This window comes from Sulfurospirillum sp. 1307, assembly GCF_054408545.1.
In genome coordinates this window covers 591,035-607,644 of record NZ_CP176011.1, presented here as the reverse complement: position 1 = coordinate 607,644, position 16,610 = coordinate 591,035, and the positions used below count along the sequence as shown (strand labels likewise).

17 protein-coding genes are annotated in these 16,610 nt (G+C 28.5%); 12 read left to right on the top strand and 5 right to left on the bottom strand.

Annotation, left to right across the window (positions count from 1 at the left end):
- Window positions 1-41 precede the first annotated feature (41 nt).
- The 5 genes from ACKGJI_RS03195 to ACKGJI_RS03175 all read left to right on the top strand — a co-directional run bounded on the left by ACKGJI_RS03195 (window position 42) and on the right by ACKGJI_RS03175 (window position 7,139).
- On the top strand, window positions 42-500 hold the full coding sequence (locus ACKGJI_RS03195; protein WP_458701115.1) for a hypothetical protein: 459 nt from the start codon (window positions 42-44) through the stop codon (window positions 498-500).
- Complete coding sequence (gene uvrC / locus ACKGJI_RS03190; RefSeq protein ID WP_458701114.1) at window positions 481-2,280, top strand: excinuclease ABC subunit UvrC; 1,800 nt, start codon at window positions 481-483, stop codon at window positions 2,278-2,280. Before ACKGJI_RS03195 ends, uvrC begins: the two co-directional genes overlap by 20 nt.
- A gap of 78 nt (window positions 2,281-2,358) precedes the next feature.
- Complete coding sequence (locus tag ACKGJI_RS03185; RefSeq protein ID WP_458701113.1) at window positions 2,359-3,486, top strand: hypothetical protein; 1,128 nt, start codon at window positions 2,359-2,361, stop codon at window positions 3,484-3,486.
- A 31-nt stretch (window positions 3,487-3,517) separates the two neighbouring features.
- A complete protein-coding gene (locus ACKGJI_RS03180; RefSeq protein WP_458701112.1) occupies window positions 3,518-6,748 on the top strand; it encodes an ATP-binding protein in 3,231 nt (1,076 codons plus the stop codon).
- A 13-nt stretch (window positions 6,749-6,761) separates the two neighbouring features.
- On the top strand, window positions 6,762-7,139 hold the full coding sequence (locus ACKGJI_RS03175) for a response regulator (protein WP_458701111.1): 378 nt from the start codon (window positions 6,762-6,764) through the stop codon (window positions 7,137-7,139).
- On the opposite strand, the gene hisG is transcribed toward ACKGJI_RS03175, so the two are convergent.
- Genes hisG through ACKGJI_RS03150 form a run of 5 tightly spaced genes read right to left on the bottom strand, consistent with a single transcriptional unit; the run spans window position 7,136 to window position 10,314 of the window.
- Entirely contained in the window at window positions 7,136-7,756 is a 621-nt protein-coding gene (hisG, locus tag ACKGJI_RS03170) for an ATP phosphoribosyltransferase (RefSeq protein WP_458701110.1), read from the bottom strand. The two genes, ACKGJI_RS03175 and hisG, sit on opposite strands and share 4 nt — an antisense overlap.
- Entirely contained in the window at window positions 7,750-8,376 is a 627-nt protein-coding gene (locus tag ACKGJI_RS03165) for a type III pantothenate kinase (RefSeq protein WP_458701109.1), read from the bottom strand. Before ACKGJI_RS03165 ends, hisG begins: the two co-directional genes overlap by 7 nt.
- Window positions 8,363-8,695 (bottom strand): hypothetical protein, encoded by a 333-nt coding sequence (locus ACKGJI_RS03160; RefSeq protein ID WP_458701108.1) that lies wholly within the window; start codon window positions 8,693-8,695, stop codon window positions 8,363-8,365. Before ACKGJI_RS03160 ends, ACKGJI_RS03165 begins: the two co-directional genes overlap by 14 nt.
- Window positions 8,696-9,721: an outer membrane protein assembly factor BamB family protein gene (locus ACKGJI_RS03155; protein WP_458701107.1), complete on the bottom strand. Its 1,026-nt coding sequence runs from the start codon at window positions 9,719-9,721 to the stop codon at window positions 8,696-8,698.
- Window positions 9,718-10,314, bottom strand: a complete 597-nt coding sequence (locus ACKGJI_RS03150) for a hypothetical protein (RefSeq protein WP_458701106.1) — start codon at window positions 10,312-10,314, stop codon at window positions 9,718-9,720. The genes ACKGJI_RS03155 and ACKGJI_RS03150 overlap by 4 nt, the downstream gene beginning before the upstream one ends.
- A 111-nt stretch (window positions 10,315-10,425) precedes the next feature.
- On the opposite strand from ACKGJI_RS03150, the gene gatC reads away from it, so the two are divergent.
- The 7 genes from gatC to ACKGJI_RS03115 all read left to right on the top strand — a co-directional run bounded on the left by gatC (window position 10,426) and on the right by ACKGJI_RS03115 (window position 16,610).
- Window positions 10,426-10,716: an Asp-tRNA(Asn)/Glu-tRNA(Gln) amidotransferase subunit GatC gene (gene gatC / locus ACKGJI_RS03145; protein ID WP_458701105.1), complete on the top strand. Its 291-nt coding sequence runs from the start codon at window positions 10,426-10,428 to the stop codon at window positions 10,714-10,716.
- Window positions 10,717-10,725: 9 nt separating this feature from the next.
- Window positions 10,726-11,793, top strand: coding sequence for a type IV pilus twitching motility protein PilT (locus tag ACKGJI_RS03140; protein ID WP_458701104.1), 1,068 nt, complete (start codon window positions 10,726-10,728; stop codon window positions 11,791-11,793).
- Window positions 11,794-11,867: 74 nt separating this feature from the next.
- Complete coding sequence (locus ACKGJI_RS03135) at window positions 11,868-12,818, top strand: GGDEF domain-containing protein (RefSeq protein WP_458701103.1); 951 nt, start codon at window positions 11,868-11,870, stop codon at window positions 12,816-12,818.
- Entirely contained in the window at window positions 12,818-13,363 is a 546-nt protein-coding gene (locus tag ACKGJI_RS03130) for a CvpA family protein (RefSeq protein WP_458701102.1), read from the top strand. Before ACKGJI_RS03135 ends, ACKGJI_RS03130 begins: the two co-directional genes overlap by 1 nt.
- A gap of 10 nt (window positions 13,364-13,373) precedes the next feature.
- Window positions 13,374-13,847, top strand: a complete 474-nt coding sequence (locus tag ACKGJI_RS03125) for a Fur family transcriptional regulator (protein ID WP_458701101.1) — start codon at window positions 13,374-13,376, stop codon at window positions 13,845-13,847.
- Window position 13,848: 1 nt separating this feature from the next.
- Window positions 13,849-15,363, top strand: a complete 1,515-nt coding sequence (gene lysS, locus ACKGJI_RS03120; protein WP_458701100.1) for a lysine--tRNA ligase — start codon at window positions 13,849-13,851, stop codon at window positions 15,361-15,363.
- Complete coding sequence (locus ACKGJI_RS03115) at window positions 15,363-16,610, top strand: serine hydroxymethyltransferase (RefSeq protein WP_458701099.1); 1,248 nt, start codon at window positions 15,363-15,365, stop codon at window positions 16,608-16,610. The genes lysS and ACKGJI_RS03115 overlap by 1 nt, the downstream gene beginning before the upstream one ends.

The following is a 16,610-nucleotide window of genomic DNA, read 5'->3' as shown; positions in this document are numbered from 1 at the left end:
CATCCAAAAAGGCTAAAGCTTAATAATGCTATAATAAGAATATGAAAGACTCTAAGACTATAATTTCTCATTTAAAAAAACATCCTTCTTTAAAGACATTGCAAAAGTCTGAATGCTACGAAGCACTTTTAGAACTTCTTCCAAACTCATTGTCTAATTTTATCAAGTTTATATATACAAAACATGATACACTTTTTTTTGTCTTAACTCATCCAAGTGCAAAGATGGAGTTTAATTATAAACGTAATTTGATAAAGACACTATTAAATACGCTAGAAACTTTTCAACCTAAGTGCAAATGTATAAATCTAAAAGAGATAAAAGCATTTGTAACTAACAAACAAGTAGAAGAAAAAATTGATAAAAATAGTTCTTTTATCTACTACAAGGAACGTTCTAGTGGAAAGTTTGAGAATATTGCAAAAAATGAAAAATTATATGATTTATTCGAAAAAATAAGAAAAGAAATAAAAAAGTCAAATGCTTCAAAAGATACTTAAGAATCTTCCTAATGAATCAGGAGTATACAAATTTTATGATGAAAACAATAATCTTTTGTATGTTGGAAAAGCAAAAAATTTAAAAAACAGAGTTAGTAGCTATTTTAAATTTACTCCTTCACTACAACCATCACCGAAACTAAGTCCTAGAATATATAAGATGGTTAGTGAAGCTTATAATTTAGAATACATTATATCTCCTAGCGAGTATGATGCTTTAATTTTGGAAAACTCTCTTATAAAAGAGCTAAAACCTAAATACAATATACTATTAAGAGATGATAAAACCTATCCATATATTATGATTGATTACAATCAGGAATTTCCAAGATTTGAGATAACAAGAAAAATAAATCCAAAAGCAAATATAAAATATTTTGGACCATTTGCAACTGGAGCTAATGAAATCTTAAAAGCAATTTATCTTTGTTATAAATTAGTTCAAAAAAAATCTTGCATAAAATCAAAAAAGGCTTGTTTATTTTATCAATTAGACAAGTGTTTTGCACCTTGCGAAGATAAAATTTCAAAAGAAGAGTATTTGAAGATTTTAAATGAAGCCCTTGAATCTTTTACAGATAGAAAAAAATTGATAAAAAAACTTGAAGAAAAAATGATACAAGCCTCAAAAAACCTAAATTTTGAAGAAGCGGCAGAACTTAGAGATATTCAAAAAGCTATTAAAAATACTTTACATATTATACATGTAGATTTAGCAAAAATTGAAAGTTTTGATTTAATCGCTGTTGAAATTGTAGGAAATATTGCTTCCATAGTTCAACTTTTTATAAGAGATGGTAAAATTGTTTCAACTCTTCAAAAAAGTATTAAAAACTCAAATGGCTATGAGATTAACGAAATATATAAAAGAGCTCTTATACAATTTTACAATGAATCAAACAAATTAATTTCTAAAGAAATTTTAGTAGCTGATGATTTTAATGAAAAAGAGGAGATAGAAAATCTTTTTAAAATCAAATACAATAAAACTGTATCAATTAAAACTCCCAAAAGAGGAGAAAAATATAATCTAGCAAAAATTGCTAAGAAAAATGCAAAAGAAGCAATCTTGCAATACATCAACAAAAGCAGCACAAATTTACTTGAAGATATAAAAGATCTATTTGATTTATCCTCAATACCTTATAGAATAGAAGTTTTTGATAATTCACACATATCTGGTAGTTCAGCAGTTGGCTCAATGGTAGTATATGAGGATAAATTTATCAAAAGTGATTATAGGATATTTAATCTATCACACAAAGATGAATATTCCCAAATGAGAGAACTTTTAACAAGAAGAATTAAAGATTGCTTTAACAATCCTCTTCCTGATTTATGGGTACTAGATGGTGGAGCTACACTTTTGAAATTAGCTGATACTATTTTAAAAGAACATAACCAAAATATAGATTTATTAGCCATAGCAAAAGAAAAAATTGATGCTAAAGCAAATAGGTCAAAAGGAAGAGCAAATGATATAATATATAATAAATCATTTGAATTTAAGCTACCACCAAATGATAAAAGATTGCAATTTATTCAAAAACTAAGAGATGAAGCTCATAGATTTGCTATAAAATCACATAGAAACAAAAAATTGTCTAATGATTTGAGTTTAAATCTACTCCAAATAGAAGGTATTGGAAATGCAACTGTTAAAAAACTTATTTCATATTTTGGATCATTTGATTTAATTTATCAAGCAAAAAAAGAAGAATTAATTAATGTAATTGGTGAAAAAAATGGTAAAAAAATATTTCATTTTATAAATAAATAGGTTAATTTTAAGCAACTCTTAGATAGAATTTAATTCTCACCGAGGGTTTTCTTAGGTAACTCTTTTAAGGACGGGCTAATGATATTGTATAATGAAAATGGTGACTTTGTTGCTATAAGTAAAGAGGAACTTTATTTTTTAGGCTTTGAGGATATTGATGAATTTAAGAGCCTTTATAGCGATGTAGCTGATCTTTTCGTGAATAAAGCTGGATATATTTTTAAGTTTAAAAATTTTTCATGGATAGATTATGCCTTGCATAGTGGTGCTCCTAAAAAGAGTGTTGTTATCAAATTAAAAAATGGAAATGAAGTAGAAGCAACTCTTAAAATAACTGAACTATTTTTATACTCACCAAAAGATAAAAAAGACACTATAATGTACGGTGTTGAGCTAATACATAACACAATATCTTCTATGGAAAAGTTGCCTAAACAACCAGTGCCTATTGTGAATGAAACTTTAGATAATCCAAATGAGAAAAATAAATTTACACTTGAAAAAGATAATGAACCTCAAAAAATTGAACAAAATATTAAAACACTTGAAGAAGACTTTTCTTTGGATACAAAATTTGAAATACCTCAAGAAGAACCAGAGCTCAGTATAATAAATGAAGAAGGGGTTTTGCCAAATATAAAAACAAATAACGAACAAAGTATATTTCCTCCGCTTGAGGATTTTCAAAGTGAAGAGAATCTCTACAAAGAGCCTGAAGAAAAAAATACTTTCCAAGAAGATATAAAATTAAAAATAGATGATGAAGTCTTCAGCAATGAAAATGATAATAAGATTGACACTATAGATAGTGTTGAATTAAAAGCTTTGAAAGAAGATATTCAAACTATTGATAACATGTATCAGGAAGAAGAAAAAAAAGAAGATGCTGATGAAATAGAATTTAACATATTAGATTGTGTAGAAAAATTAGATTTAGACATAAATCTAATAACAGAACTACTAGAAGAATATTTCCACACCATTGAATTATCTACTCCGAAAATGAAGACATATATAAAAGAAAATAAAAATGACGAACTATACTTAGAAATATACATGCTTAAAGGAATTTCAGATAATTTACATCTACATGTAATCTCAAACTTATTACATGAAATGCTTATAGAAAATGACTTTAGTAAAAAAAGTTTAATATTTCAAAAATTTGAAAAAACAGTTGAAAAAATAAAAGAGGAGCTCATATGAAAACTTTTATAATAAAAAATGGAGCATTAAAATGAAATTTAAGATTCAAGGTACTCTAAGATTAATAAGTCAGTATCCACTTGTTATTTTGTTCATATTTTCAACATATTTTGTTTATTTATCATATGAGCAATATAAAAATGCAGATCAATTTGAAACAAAACTAGAGTCTGCAACTATTTTAAACAAACTATCAATCAATATTGCTAAAGAAAGAGGTTTAAGTTCTACTTTTATTGCAAGTGATGGTGCAATTGCAGAAGATAGATTAAAGCAACAAAGAATGACAGTTAATCAAACTATGAAAGAATTTCATAATTACTACAAAAACCACAATGCATCTAATCGTATTAAGAAGGTAATTTCTTTACTGAATCAAATTACAGAGGTAAGAAATAAGGTTGATTCTTTAAATAATGTTGATTTTAATAAAATTTTCTTTTCATATTACTCATCAATCAACAAAGAGATACTAAATGAACTTAGATTGATAAGTGAAATTGCATCAACTCCAAAAACTGTAAACTTAAGTTCATCTTTGGTTGCAGTTTATAAAGATATTGAATATAGTGGTCAAGAAAGAGGGTTTATTGCAAAAATATTAAGTCAATATGTTCCATTTAGCAATGAAGAATTAAAAATATGGATTGATTTATCTAGCCAATCAAATACTTTCGACTATGGTATATTACACGATGGCGTAGCAAAATCTAAAATATCTTCAATGTACAATAGCAATAAAATAAAAAATTTAACAATGGAAATAAAACAAGCAAAAGCTGATCTGATTTTAGCTGCACAAAATGGAGAATACTTAATAGATCCAACCTTGTGGTTTAATCTAATGACAAGAAAAATTGATTTATTAAATAGCGCAGCTCAGATAATCAAAACTGAGCTAAAGGCTGAAATGAAAAAAACCCATGATATTATGATGGGACAACTAATAGCTGCAGCTGCAATTTGGTTAATATCAATTGTACTAATGTTTATAGGGCTTGTATTATCAAGACAATTCAAAAAAAGTATTAATAGCTTAAGTAATATATTTGAGAAAGTTGGAGAACTGGCTGAGACAAAAGAAAAGGTAGACTTTAATACAGCAGAAGGAATGAATACAGCTTATACAATCATCGATAAAGCAATTGAAAATATAGCAAAAGAAAAAGCAAGTGCTGAAGAAGCAAGTGCTGCTAAGAGTATTTTCCTAGCAAATATGAGTCATGAGATTAGAACTCCATTAAATGGTATTATTGGATTTACTGAACTACTTAAAAACTCAGATTTAGATGATGAAAAAAGAGAATTTGTAGATGTTATAGAAAAAAGCTCTGAAAACTTACTTGATATTATAAATAACATATTAGATTTATCAAAAGTTGAGAGTAATAAAATAGAAATTGATGAAATTATGTTCTCTCCTTTAAATGAATTCGAAAATGCCATTGAAGTATATGGTCCAAAAGCAGCCGAAAAAAATATAAATCTTTCATTTTATATGGATCCAAGCCTAACTAATTATCTAAAAGGTGATGTAACAAAAGTAAAAGAAGTTTTAATCAATTTAATGAGTAACGCTGTTAAATTTACACCTACAAAAGGTAATATTACGACAGAGATAAGGCGAATTGAAAATGCTCCATCAGGAAAAGCTAGAGTTTTATTTAGTGTATCTGATAGTGGTATAGGAATAAGTGAAGATAAGAGAAAAGATATATTTGATGCGTTTAATCAAGCAGATTCAACAATCACAAGAAAATATGGTGGAACCGGACTTGGATTAACAATATCATCTAAATACATCTCTTTAATGGGAGGAGAATTAAAAGTCGAAAGTGAAGTAGGAAAAGGAAGTAAATTCTACTTTATATTAGATTTTGACGAATCACCATCAGGAGATATAGATTTTGAAAACAAATTTACAGAATTCAAGTGTGCTCTTTTAACAAGAAGTGAAAATCCAAAACCACATGCACAATTTATCTATGATTATTTCAAATATTTTGGTTCGGACATTAAATATTTTGAAGACTTTAATGATTTGAAAAATTTAATATATAAATCAGGAGTTAATCAAATCATTATTGATTATGATTTATTAAATGATGGTGAAATTGAAGAATATAAAAAAATAAGATTGCCAATTTTATTGATAATAAAATCAAACAATCAATCAAAATTCGAAAGTTTTAAAAGTGAATATATTACACCTATTTATGAACCAATAAACTTAACTAAAGTAACAAAAATACTTGAAGAAAATAGAAAAAAACTTCCAAAGGTTGAAGTAGAAGCAAAGAAAGAGACAAAAGTCTCTAAACCAAAAAATAAAAAGTTCACATTTGGTCATATGTTTGATGCTAAAGCACTAGTTGCTGAAGATAATGAGATCAATCAAAAACTTATAAAAAGAACTCTAGAAGCATTAGGCCTTAAGATAACAATTGCGCAAAATGGTAAAATTGCACTAGAAGAGCGCATAAACAATGACTACGATATTGTTTTTATGGATATAGCGATGCCAGTCATGGATGGAGTAGAAGCAACCCACAAAATATTAGAATACGAAGAAGAAAACAATCTACCTCATATCCCAATAGTAGCAGTAACAGCAAATGCTCTTAAAGGTGATAGAGAAAGATTTATGAAAGAGGGTTTAGATGAGTATGTGACAAAACCTATAAAGAAAGATAGTATCCTTAGTATTTTAAACATGTTCTTGCAAGATAACATAGTAGATGAAAATCAAGTTAATGAAGAAGAGCATGCAGACGGTAATAATGAAATCATAAATGAACATATTGAAGAACAATATAATGAAAAACAGGCAAAAATTACTCCTAGCGTAAATGAAAAATCAAGTGAAGACACAAGTTTAAAAACACTAAAGAAAAATTCAATAAAAGACATTGCAATTTTGAAAAAGAGTCCAATTGAAACTAAAATTTTCACAAGTATTTTATCTAAATTTACAAATTCTATAGATAGTATTAAAAATATAGAAGAGCTAAAAGAAAAAATAGGTGAAAACTGTTATAAACTGTTAATTTTTGATAGAGAATTGGCTGGTATATCTAGCGATATTGTTAAATCTATCGTAGATAAGGCGCAACAATCTGATTGCGAAAGTAAAATCAACACAATTATGTTTGTTGATTCAAGCTACCAAATCCAAGATGTAGATAAAAATCTTTTTGATGAAGTCTTACCAAATGCAGTAAATAAAACAAAACTAGAAGAGTTAGTAAAAAAATATATATAAAGGGTAAGTAAAAATGAATAAAATAAAAGTTTTAGCAGTAGATGATGATTTTATAAACTTAAAACTAATACACTCAATGCTAAAAAAAAGTGAATATATAAGTAGTGTTATAGAAGCAAAAAATGGTCTTGATGCCTTAAATATTCTAAAAGAGACAAATGATATCAAACTCATTTTACTAGATATAAAAATGCCGATTATGGATGGAATTGAATTTTTAAATAATTTAGAAGCAATTCCTGATTTAAGTAAGATTCCAGTCATTGTATTAACAACTGATGAAACAAGGAAGCATGAAGCTTTTGATCATGGCGCATTTGATTTTTTAGTTAAACCTATAAGACAAGCTGATCTTGATGCTAAAATTACTAAAGTAGTAGAGCTGGTTTAGTTTCCAGCTCCTATTTCCTCTTCTATTTTGTGGTACAAAGATAGTATTTCATCTTTTTTTTCAATAAAACTATTTTTATTTGCTATTAGATAAGCTGAACTATCCATAATAGTTTCTACAACTTTCAAACCATTTTGCTTCATAGTTGTTCCAGTTTCGACTATATCTACTATTGCATCTGAAAGTCCTACTAAAGGAGCTAACTCTATCGAGCCATAAAGCTTAATGACTTCAACAGCCATTGCTTTTTTTGAAAAATATTTTTTCGTTATATTTACCATCTTTGTAGCAACTTTTATATCTGGAGAGCTATAATCTAAGTTATCAGAATTTTTCATACCAACACATACTTTACATTTTCCGATTCCTAAATCTAGTAGCCTAACTAAATCTTCATCTTTTTCTTCTAATACATCCAAACCGACAACGCCAATGTCTGCAGATTGATGAAGGACATAAGCCGGAACATCTTGATTTCTTACCAGTAAGAAACGAAAATCATCAACTTCTAATATTAATTTTCTATCATCAAATACAAATGATTTACCAAAAATTTTTTCAAAAATTTCTAAAGTTTCTTGTGCAATTCTTCCTTTTGGTAGTGCAACTGTTAACATTCTAATCCTTTTTCTTCGATTACTTTTTTCATTCCTCTAAAAACTAAAGCTCTATCATAAATTGATTTTTTAAAAAATTTAGAGAAAAATTGTCCATCTCCACCAGTAAAATACACTTGCTTATCTTTACATGTATCTTTTAGCATCAATAAAATAGATTTTATAGCTCCATAAGAAACCGCATCATCAGTTCTTTGTGGAAGTGCATCTATAATAGTATTTGGGTTTATTTTTTTTGCTAATAGTGTTGAAATTGAAGCATAACATTTTTCATATGCATTGATTCCTGGTAAGATATATCCGCCTAAATGCACAGAATTATTCATTACATCAACTGTAATAGCACTTCCTGCATCTACTATAATGCCATCTTTTATAGTATAGCAAGCAGCAATCCTATCTATACCTATACCTTGATATATAGTGTCAAAAGAGAAGTAACTTCTAATATCAATGAATTTTCTATCTTTTTGCAATTTGTCTTCAAATCTTGGATTTACATTGATAAAATATATTTTTTCTTGAGGAACAAATGTCTCAAACTCATCTACACTTAAAGACCAAATTTTTCCGTCATTAAAAAAATCTACATTTGAATTTCCAATATCACATAGTATCATTGTATACTTTCCAGCCTCTTAAAGTTAAAAACTCTATTGATTTTGAACAAACTCCATTTTTTATAATTACTTGTTTAAATTTGAAGTTATGTTTGACTATTTGAGATATTTTCTCACTGAATTCTACCAGTTCATTAGCATTTTTCAAAAGAAATCTACTTTTTTGATTAAAATAAAAAATAATATGATAATTACTTTTTACATCAGTTGCCAAATAAACTAAAAACTTTTTTCTAGTTTTTAATAAGGATTTATCAAAAGGAATAAAACTTTTAAAGACAAACCCTTTTTTAGAAAAATATTCTACTATATCTTTCAATTATTTCTTCTTTTTTCTAGTTTTTCCAAGTTTGAAATATTTATCTTCATAATATAATTTATCATTTGTTGTAAATACATAAGATTCTATATTGTCTGGTAATTCATAAATATTTGAAGAAATTAAATCAATATCAGTTGCTATTAGGTAACCTGCTCTTTCAACTACATAAATAAATTCTCCGTGAATTGTACCTACAAAAGATGCAAACTTATATTTTTTCTTTTTTAATACTTTCAAGTCAGCATCAGTTAAAACTATTCTTCCATCTTTAGTAAAAACCAAAACTCTATTTTTCAAAATTATTACATCTTTTACATCTTCATCTAAAAATGCCATTGATTTTGGATTTATAGAAACAACTCTATCTTTAGTAGCTGCTACTAGTCTATCTCCTAGTACATCTAGATAGATAACATTTGAAAAGAATTTATCACTTTTTATTACAACATCTCTTAACATTTTGTATTGTTTTAAATCAACTATAACTAACTTTCCATCAAGTGTCGGATAGATAAGAATTGATGACAAAAAGTAAGGAGAAGCTATTTTTGAATCATTTGCATATACTTTATCACCTTGCTTTTGAAAAAGTATTTTATCGCTATTTGTATCTAATAAAATGATTCTATTATCTCCTAGCACCACTGCTAACAAATTATCTTTAATAGAAGCAGAAGCAACAACTGAATCAAAAGTATTTTTATAAATAACTTTACTACTCTTGTCTACTATTACTAACTTACCACATCTAGAAATTGCTAAGTACTTACCATTTGAGCTACCAGAAAATGTAAAACCATTTGGAATTTTTACATTTAAAAGTCCATCTTTTGTTATAATTTGTCCATTTTCTAAAGTAGCACCATCTCTTGCAACATCAATGATACTTGCAGGTAAACTACCATCATATTCAATTTCTCCAGAAACTGAAGCTGGCTCAAAATTTTGTCTTTTTGTTCCACAGCCACCTAGTACTAAAGCTAGTAGTAAAATTGAAGAAAAAAGTTTTAAATAATTCATCATTTATTGCCTTCTAAAGATTTTCCTTGGTAGTGCTCTAAATTTTTTGCTATGTTTTTAAGAGGAGAGTTTAAACTTATCTTTGCAAACTCTAATTTTGCTTCTTTTATTTTATCTTCTTTAAGTAGATTGTATCCATTTTGTAAATTTACAAAGCCATTTAACAAAACACTTTTTTCAATTTTTTTACCATCAATACTAGCAAGTTCATAATTTGCCAAATCTGAAATTACAGGATCTTTTGTATATGATGCTAATTCAGCTAAAACTTTTTTATCTTTGTTTAAAATTGCAACTTCGAATCTATAAAAATTGTACAATCTTTCATTTTTAGATTTGAGTGAGTTCAAAGCTTCTTTATCGTTTGGATTTGACTTTAATTGTAAATATGCCTTATTTGACTCATCTAATCTCTTATTATTTAAATAATCACTTATAGCATAGCCACTTCCGCCAACAAAAAGAACTACGACTACTGCAATAATGATTTTCTTGTACTTTTTAAAAAAACGCTCACTCTTTATGATACTCTCTAAAAACTGCTCTTCTGTTCCGATTTCTTTTTTAACAGCATCTAAATTATCTTTTAGTCCCAACTTACATCCTTTATAAATTATAAAAAGTAGTAGTTTAACACAATAAAGATAAAAACAGACTTTTTTTGATATAATCTCGTATCAAAGTAAATAATTAGGATGGATATAATTATGCAAATAGATAATGATTTATTAAAAAAACTTGAAAAACTTTCTTCACTGCAAATTGCTGAGGATAAAAGAGAAGAAATGATCAATGCACTTAGTGAAATTGTTGAATTTGTTGAAAATTTAAATGAATTAGATTTAGACAATCAAGAAGCAACTTTCACAACAGTAGAGGGTGGTACTCCTATGAGAGAAGATATACCTAATGTTGATTCTAGTATTATTGCTACAATATTAGAACATGCTCCTCAAAGAGAAAATGGATTTTTCATAGTACCTAAAATAATCGAATAAGGAATAAAAATGGCATCATTAAATATCAAAGCCCTTTTAAAAAACATCGTTGCTTACAAAGCATCTGACCTTCATTTGGTAAGTAGAAGTGAACCACAAATAAGAATTGATGGTAAACTTGTTGCACTTGATATGGATAAGCTTGATGGCAAAGAAATTGAAGAGATGTGCTATACTCTTCTAACAGACAGACAAAAGAAAAACTTAGAAGAAAACAAAGAGCTTGATTTTGCCATAATGTTTCCAGATATTGGGCGTTTTCGTGCAAACTACTACTACACTATGAATGGAGAATTAGCAGCCGCTTTTAGGATTATTCCTATTGAAATTCCTTCTTTAGATTCACTAAATGCACCAAATATTTTAAAAGATATAACTAAAAGAGAAAAAGGCTTAGTTTTAGTTACAGGACCAACTGGTAGTGGTAAATCAACCACATTAGCAGCCATGTTAAATGAGATAAATGAAAGCGAACATAAACATATCATTACTATTGAAGACCCAGTTGAATTCGTTCATGAAAATAAGCGTTCACTCTTTTCCCACAGAAATGTTGGTGAAGATACCAAAAGTTTTGCTAATGGACTTAAATTTTCACTAAGAGAAGATCCAGATGTAATACTAGTTGGTGAGATGAGAGATAGGGAGACAATAAGTACTGCTGTAACTGCAGCAGAAACTGGTCACTTAGTTTTTGGAACTCTTCATACTAATTCTTGTGTACAAACTGTAAATAGGATTGTAGATAGTTTTGAAGGACCAGAACAAATACAAATAAGAAATATGCTAGCAACTTCACTATATGCAATTATTTCTCAAAGTCTTCTTCCTAGAGTCGGAGGAGGTAGAGTTGCAATTCATGAGGTTTTGATTAACAACTCAGCAATTTCAAACTTGATAAGAGAAAACAAATTACATCAAATATATTCTCAAATGCAGTTAAACCAATCAAAAACTGGAATGAGCACTCAAACTCAATCAATGTTGAAATTTTTAAAAGCAAATTTAATTACAAAAGAAGATGCTATTAGATATTCTACTCAACCTCAAGAGCTTATAAATACTATAGGTATTTAGCTTTTAACATAATTACAGCTAAAATTGGATATGATGTGCGGATTGTATTATATCCAATTTAGAGGCTATATCGAATGAATAAAAAAAACACTATAACTGACCAAATAAATGAGATAGGTGAAAGCACTTTTAAAAAATTACAAGAACTTCAAATTCCACCATACCCTAAATATTATCATGATACTTTCATAGAGGAATTATCACAATCTGACAATCCATCTTTGATTGGATTACATAAAAAATATTCACATTTGTTTTCGCTGGGAAATCAGGATGAAATACTACAAGAAATATCATTTGAACTAGCAAAAACAAGTCTTAAAGAGTTTGAACAATCAAATTCAAAATTAAAAGAAATTTCTGATGAAAATATTATCGATGTAGAAACTATAAAAAATGACTACGATAGAGTAAACACTAGAAGAGTGATAGACTCTTTTGCACAGTTTCAATACAAAATTTTAGAAGAATTAAAAAATGCTGATGAAACTATTACTAAATTGAAACTTGAGATAGAAAGACTTGAAAAAGAATCACATATAGACCCTCTTACTAAAGCTTATAATAGAAGAGTTTTCAATAAAGACATAAAAGAAATTTTAGATGCTATAAAAGACAAAAAAAATGTAGATCTATTTTTGGTTCTTTTTGATGCTGATGATTTTAAAAATATAAATGATTCTTACGGTCATCTAGCAGGAGACAAAACACTTATCTTTTTAGCAAAACTCATACAAAGCTCTATAAGAAAAGGAATAAAAATTTACCGCTATGGTGGAGAAGAATTTATTATCATTTTAAACAGAGTAACAATAGAAGATGCCTTAAGAAGTGTTGAGAGGATTGTAAAAGAGGTAGATGAAAGTAAATTACTGTACAAAGGGCATAGCATTCATTTAACAATAAGTGCAGGTATTGGAAAGTATAGTGATGGAGACATAGCTGATATTTTAGTAGAAAAGGCTGATAAAGCACTATATGAAGCAAAAAAAGCTGGAAAAAACTGTGTTAAGGTAGAAGAATAATGAATTTTGATAATGTTTCAATTTTTGATATTATATCACTTAGTTTGATACTTATTTTGGGTATCAAAGGGATAATCAATGGTTTTATCAAAGAAGTTTTTGGTTTAGTTGGAATAATAGGTGGTATATTTATAGCCTCTAGATATGCTAAAGATGCCGGATATTTTATAGATGCAAATATATATAAAATTCAAAATGATGCTTCACTTTATCTAATTGGATTTATAAGTGTTCTAATTTTATTTTGGATTTTAAGCTTACTAGTTGGGTATATTTTAGAGCGACTAATAAAGATGAGTGGCTTAAGTGTCATCGATAAACTTGGTGGTTTTGTTGTTGGGTGTGCAAAAATATTTTTAGTATTTTCAATATTTGCAGTTACTCTATCAAATATAGAATTTATTAAAGACAAAGCAAATGAATATATGAAAGATAGTTTTATGTATCCTATCTTTATTGAAACTGGAAATTATATTGTAAAAATGGATAGCGATAAATTACAATCAGATATTGCAAAAAAGAGTCAATCTTTGATTTCGAAGTAAGAGGGTGATTATGGATGACATAGAAAAAATGGAATATGACTCTTTACTAGTTAGGTTTAAAGATATACTAAAACACAATAGTTTAAAATTTACAAAACAAAGAGAAGCAGTTTTAAAAACTCTTTATAATCATGATGAACATTTTACTCCTGAGAGTTTGTACTTATTAATAAAGCAAGAATATCCAAACTTAGGAGTTGGCATTGCCACTATTTATAGAACTCTTAATTTATTAGAAGAATCAGGTATAGTTACATCACTATCCTTTGGTTCATCTGGAAAGAAGTACGAGCTAGGTAACAAACCACATCACGACCATATAATATGTACAAATTGTGGAAAAATTACTGAATTTTCGGATGATGAGATAGAAAAAAAGCAGCTAGAAATTGCTTTCAAATATAACTTCAAATTAACAGGGCATATTATGCAACTATATGGTGTTTGCGAAACATGCCAAAAATTACAAGAAAAGGAAAAATAAATTGATATTTGATAATCAATATGAATTACAAAGAATAGAAAAAGCAGATACTCTAAGAGGCTTAGGGATCAATCCTTATCCACATAATATAAAAAAAGATACTACTGCTGAAGAGTTTAAAAAATGCTATGAATATGTACAAAAAAGTGAAGAAAAAAGAGATGAAACTAAAACAAATACGGTAATAGGTCGAATAAAATTTTTAAGACACATGGGAAAAGCTGCATTTGCAAAAATCGAAGATGACAGTGGAATTTTACAAATTTATTTTAGCAAACAAAGTATAGGAGATGATTGGTTTAAAGAGGTTAAAAAGAATGTCGAAGTTGGCGATATCATCAGTGTTACAGGTTTTCCTTTTGTTACAAAAACAGGAGAATTATCTTTACATGTAAAAGAATTACAATTAGCTACAAAATCTATAACACCTCTTCCAGAAAAATTTCACGGATTAACAGATAAAGAGTTAAGATATAGAAAACGCTACCTTGATATGATAATGAATCCTGAAGTTAGAGATACATTTAAAATAAGAAGTAAAATAGTAAGCACAATAAGACACTTCTTTGAAGAAAGAAGCTTTTTAGAAGTAGAAACTCCTATGATGCACCCGATCGCAGGTGGTGCAAATGCAAAACCGTTTATAACTCATCACAATGCACTTGGAGTTGATAGATACCTAAGAATTGCACCAGAGCTTTATCTAAAAAGACTTGTTGTTGGTGGCTTTGAAGCTGTTTTTGAAATCAATAGAAATTTCAGAAACGAGGGGATGGATTTAACCCACAATCCTGAATTTACTATGATTGAATTTTATTGGGCATATCACAATTACCATGATTTGATGAATTTAACTGAAGAAATGTTTAATGTTTTATTAAAACAATTAAATCTACCTAGTAAAATACCTTATGGTAATATTGAGATAGACTTTAGTGAAAAATTCAAAAGACTTACATTTAAAGATTCACTGATTGAAGTTGGTGGCGTTCCGGCTGATGTGTTGGAGAGTAAAGAAAGCATCATTAAATACTTAAAAGAAAAAGGTGAAGATGTAAATGAAAAACTAAGCCTTGGAAAACTTTATGAAGATCTTTTTGACTTGTATGTTGAGGAAAATTTGATTAATCCTACTTTTATCATTGATTATCCAATTGAAATAAGTCCACTTGCTAGAAGAAATGATGAAAACCCTGAAATTGCTGAAAGATTTGAGCTGTTTATGGCTGGGCGTGAAATTGCAAATGGATTTAATGAGTTAAATGATCCACTTGATCAGTACAATAGATTCAAAGCTCAAATAGATGCTAAAGATGCAGGAGATGACGAAGCTCATGAAATGGATGAGGATTATGTAAGGGCATTAGGATATGGCCTACCTCCAACTGCGGGAGAAGGAATCGGGATAGATAGATTAACTATGTTGCTTACAAATGAACAATCAATTAGAGATGTTATACTATTTCCGGCTATGAAACCACTAAAAGATGAAACTAATGATAAGGATGAAAAATAATGAGTACATTAAAAAATGTTGACCCTACAGTTTATGAATTAATCGAAAATGAACTAGAGAGACAAACAAATCACTTAGAAATGATTGCTAGTGAAAACTTTACTTATCCAGCTGTTATGGAAGCTATGGGAAGTGTTTTTACAAATAAATATGCTGAGGGCTATCCAAACAAAAGATATTATGGTGGATGTGAATTTGCTGATAAAGTAGAGCAACTTGCGATTGATAGAGCATGTGAGCTTTTTGGATGTAATTTTGCAAATGTTCAACCAAATTCAGGAAGTCAAGCAAACCAAGGTGTTTATCAAGCACTTTTAAAACCTTACGATAAAATTCTAGGTATGGATTTAAGTCAAGGTGGACACTTAACTCATGGAAGTAAAGTAAGTAGCTCTGGAAAAACTTATGAAAGCTTTTTTTATGGTGTTAATGAAAATGGCCTTATTGATTATGACAGAGTTAGAGATATAGCACATATTGTAAAACCAAAACTAATAGTTTGTGGTGCTAGTGCGTACCCAAGAGAGATAAATTTTGCAAAATTTAAAGAAATAGCTGATGAAGTTGGAGCTTATCTTTTTGCTGATATTGCTCATATTGCAGGACTTGTAGCAGCAGGGGAACATCCAAGTCCATTTCCTCATTGTGATGTAGTATCAACTACAACCCATAAGACTCTAAGAGGTCCTAGAGGTGGTATGATTATGACAAACAATGAAGAAATAGCAAAAAAAATAAATAGCGCAATTTTCCCAGGAATCCAAGGTGGACCACTTGTACATGTAATAGCTGCAAAAGCTGTTGGATTTGCTGAAAATTTAAAACCTGCATGGAAAGAATATGCAAAACAAGTAAAAGCAAATGCAAAAATTTTATCTGATGTTTTAATCAAGAGAGGATACGATATAGTAAGTGGAGGAACTGATAATCACTTAGTTCTTGTAAGCTTTTTAAATAAAAACTTCAGTGGAAAAGATGCAGATATTGCTTTGGGAAATGCTGGAATTACAGTCAATAAAAATACTGTTCCAGGAGAAACAAGAAGCCCATTTGTAACTAGTGGTATTAGAGTTGGAAGTCCAGCGCTTACTGCTCGTGGAATGAAAGAAAAAGAGTTTGATATAATAGCAAATAAAATCGCTGATGTTTTAGATGACATTGAAAATACAGACCTTCAAGCAAAAGTAAAAGAAGAGATGAAAGCGCTTGCAAGTAATTTTGTAATATACGATAGAGCAACATATTAA

What these genes read in the sequence shown, in the direction of transcription:
- ACKGJI_RS03195 (WP_458701115.1), top strand. Translation starts at nt 42, where the DNA reads ATGAAAGACTCTAAGACTATAATTTCTCATTTAAAAAAACATCCTTCT.
- uvrC (WP_458701114.1), top strand. Translation starts at nt 481, where the DNA reads ATGCTTCAAAAGATACTTAAGAATCTTCCTAATGAATCAGGAGTATAC.
- ACKGJI_RS03185 (WP_458701113.1), top strand. Translation starts at nt 2,359, where the DNA reads ATGATATTGTATAATGAAAATGGTGACTTTGTTGCTATAAGTAAAGAG.
- ACKGJI_RS03180 (WP_458701112.1), top strand. Translation starts at nt 3,518, where the DNA reads ATGAAATTTAAGATTCAAGGTACTCTAAGATTAATAAGTCAGTATCCA.
- ACKGJI_RS03175 (WP_458701111.1), top strand. Translation starts at nt 6,762, where the DNA reads ATGAATAAAATAAAAGTTTTAGCAGTAGATGATGATTTTATAAACTTA.
- hisG (WP_458701110.1), bottom strand. Translation starts at nt 7,756, where the DNA reads ATGTTAACAGTTGCACTACCAAAAGGAAGAATTGCACAAGAAACTTTA.
- ACKGJI_RS03165 (WP_458701109.1), bottom strand. Translation starts at nt 8,376, where the DNA reads ATGATACTATGTGATATTGGAAATTCAAATGTAGATTTTTTTAATGAC.
- ACKGJI_RS03155 (WP_458701107.1), bottom strand. Translation starts at nt 9,721, where the DNA reads ATGATGAATTATTTAAAACTTTTTTCTTCAATTTTACTACTAGCTTTA.
- gatC (WP_458701105.1), top strand. Translation starts at nt 10,426, where the DNA reads ATGCAAATAGATAATGATTTATTAAAAAAACTTGAAAAACTTTCTTCA.
- ACKGJI_RS03140 (WP_458701104.1), top strand. Translation starts at nt 10,726, where the DNA reads ATGGCATCATTAAATATCAAAGCCCTTTTAAAAAACATCGTTGCTTAC.
- ACKGJI_RS03135 (WP_458701103.1), top strand. Translation starts at nt 11,868, where the DNA reads ATGAATAAAAAAAACACTATAACTGACCAAATAAATGAGATAGGTGAA.
- ACKGJI_RS03130 (WP_458701102.1), top strand. Translation starts at nt 12,818, where the DNA reads ATGAATTTTGATAATGTTTCAATTTTTGATATTATATCACTTAGTTTG.
- ACKGJI_RS03125 (WP_458701101.1), top strand. Translation starts at nt 13,374, where the DNA reads ATGGATGACATAGAAAAAATGGAATATGACTCTTTACTAGTTAGGTTT.
- ACKGJI_RS03115 (WP_458701099.1), top strand. Translation starts at nt 15,363, where the DNA reads ATGAGTACATTAAAAAATGTTGACCCTACAGTTTATGAATTAATCGAA.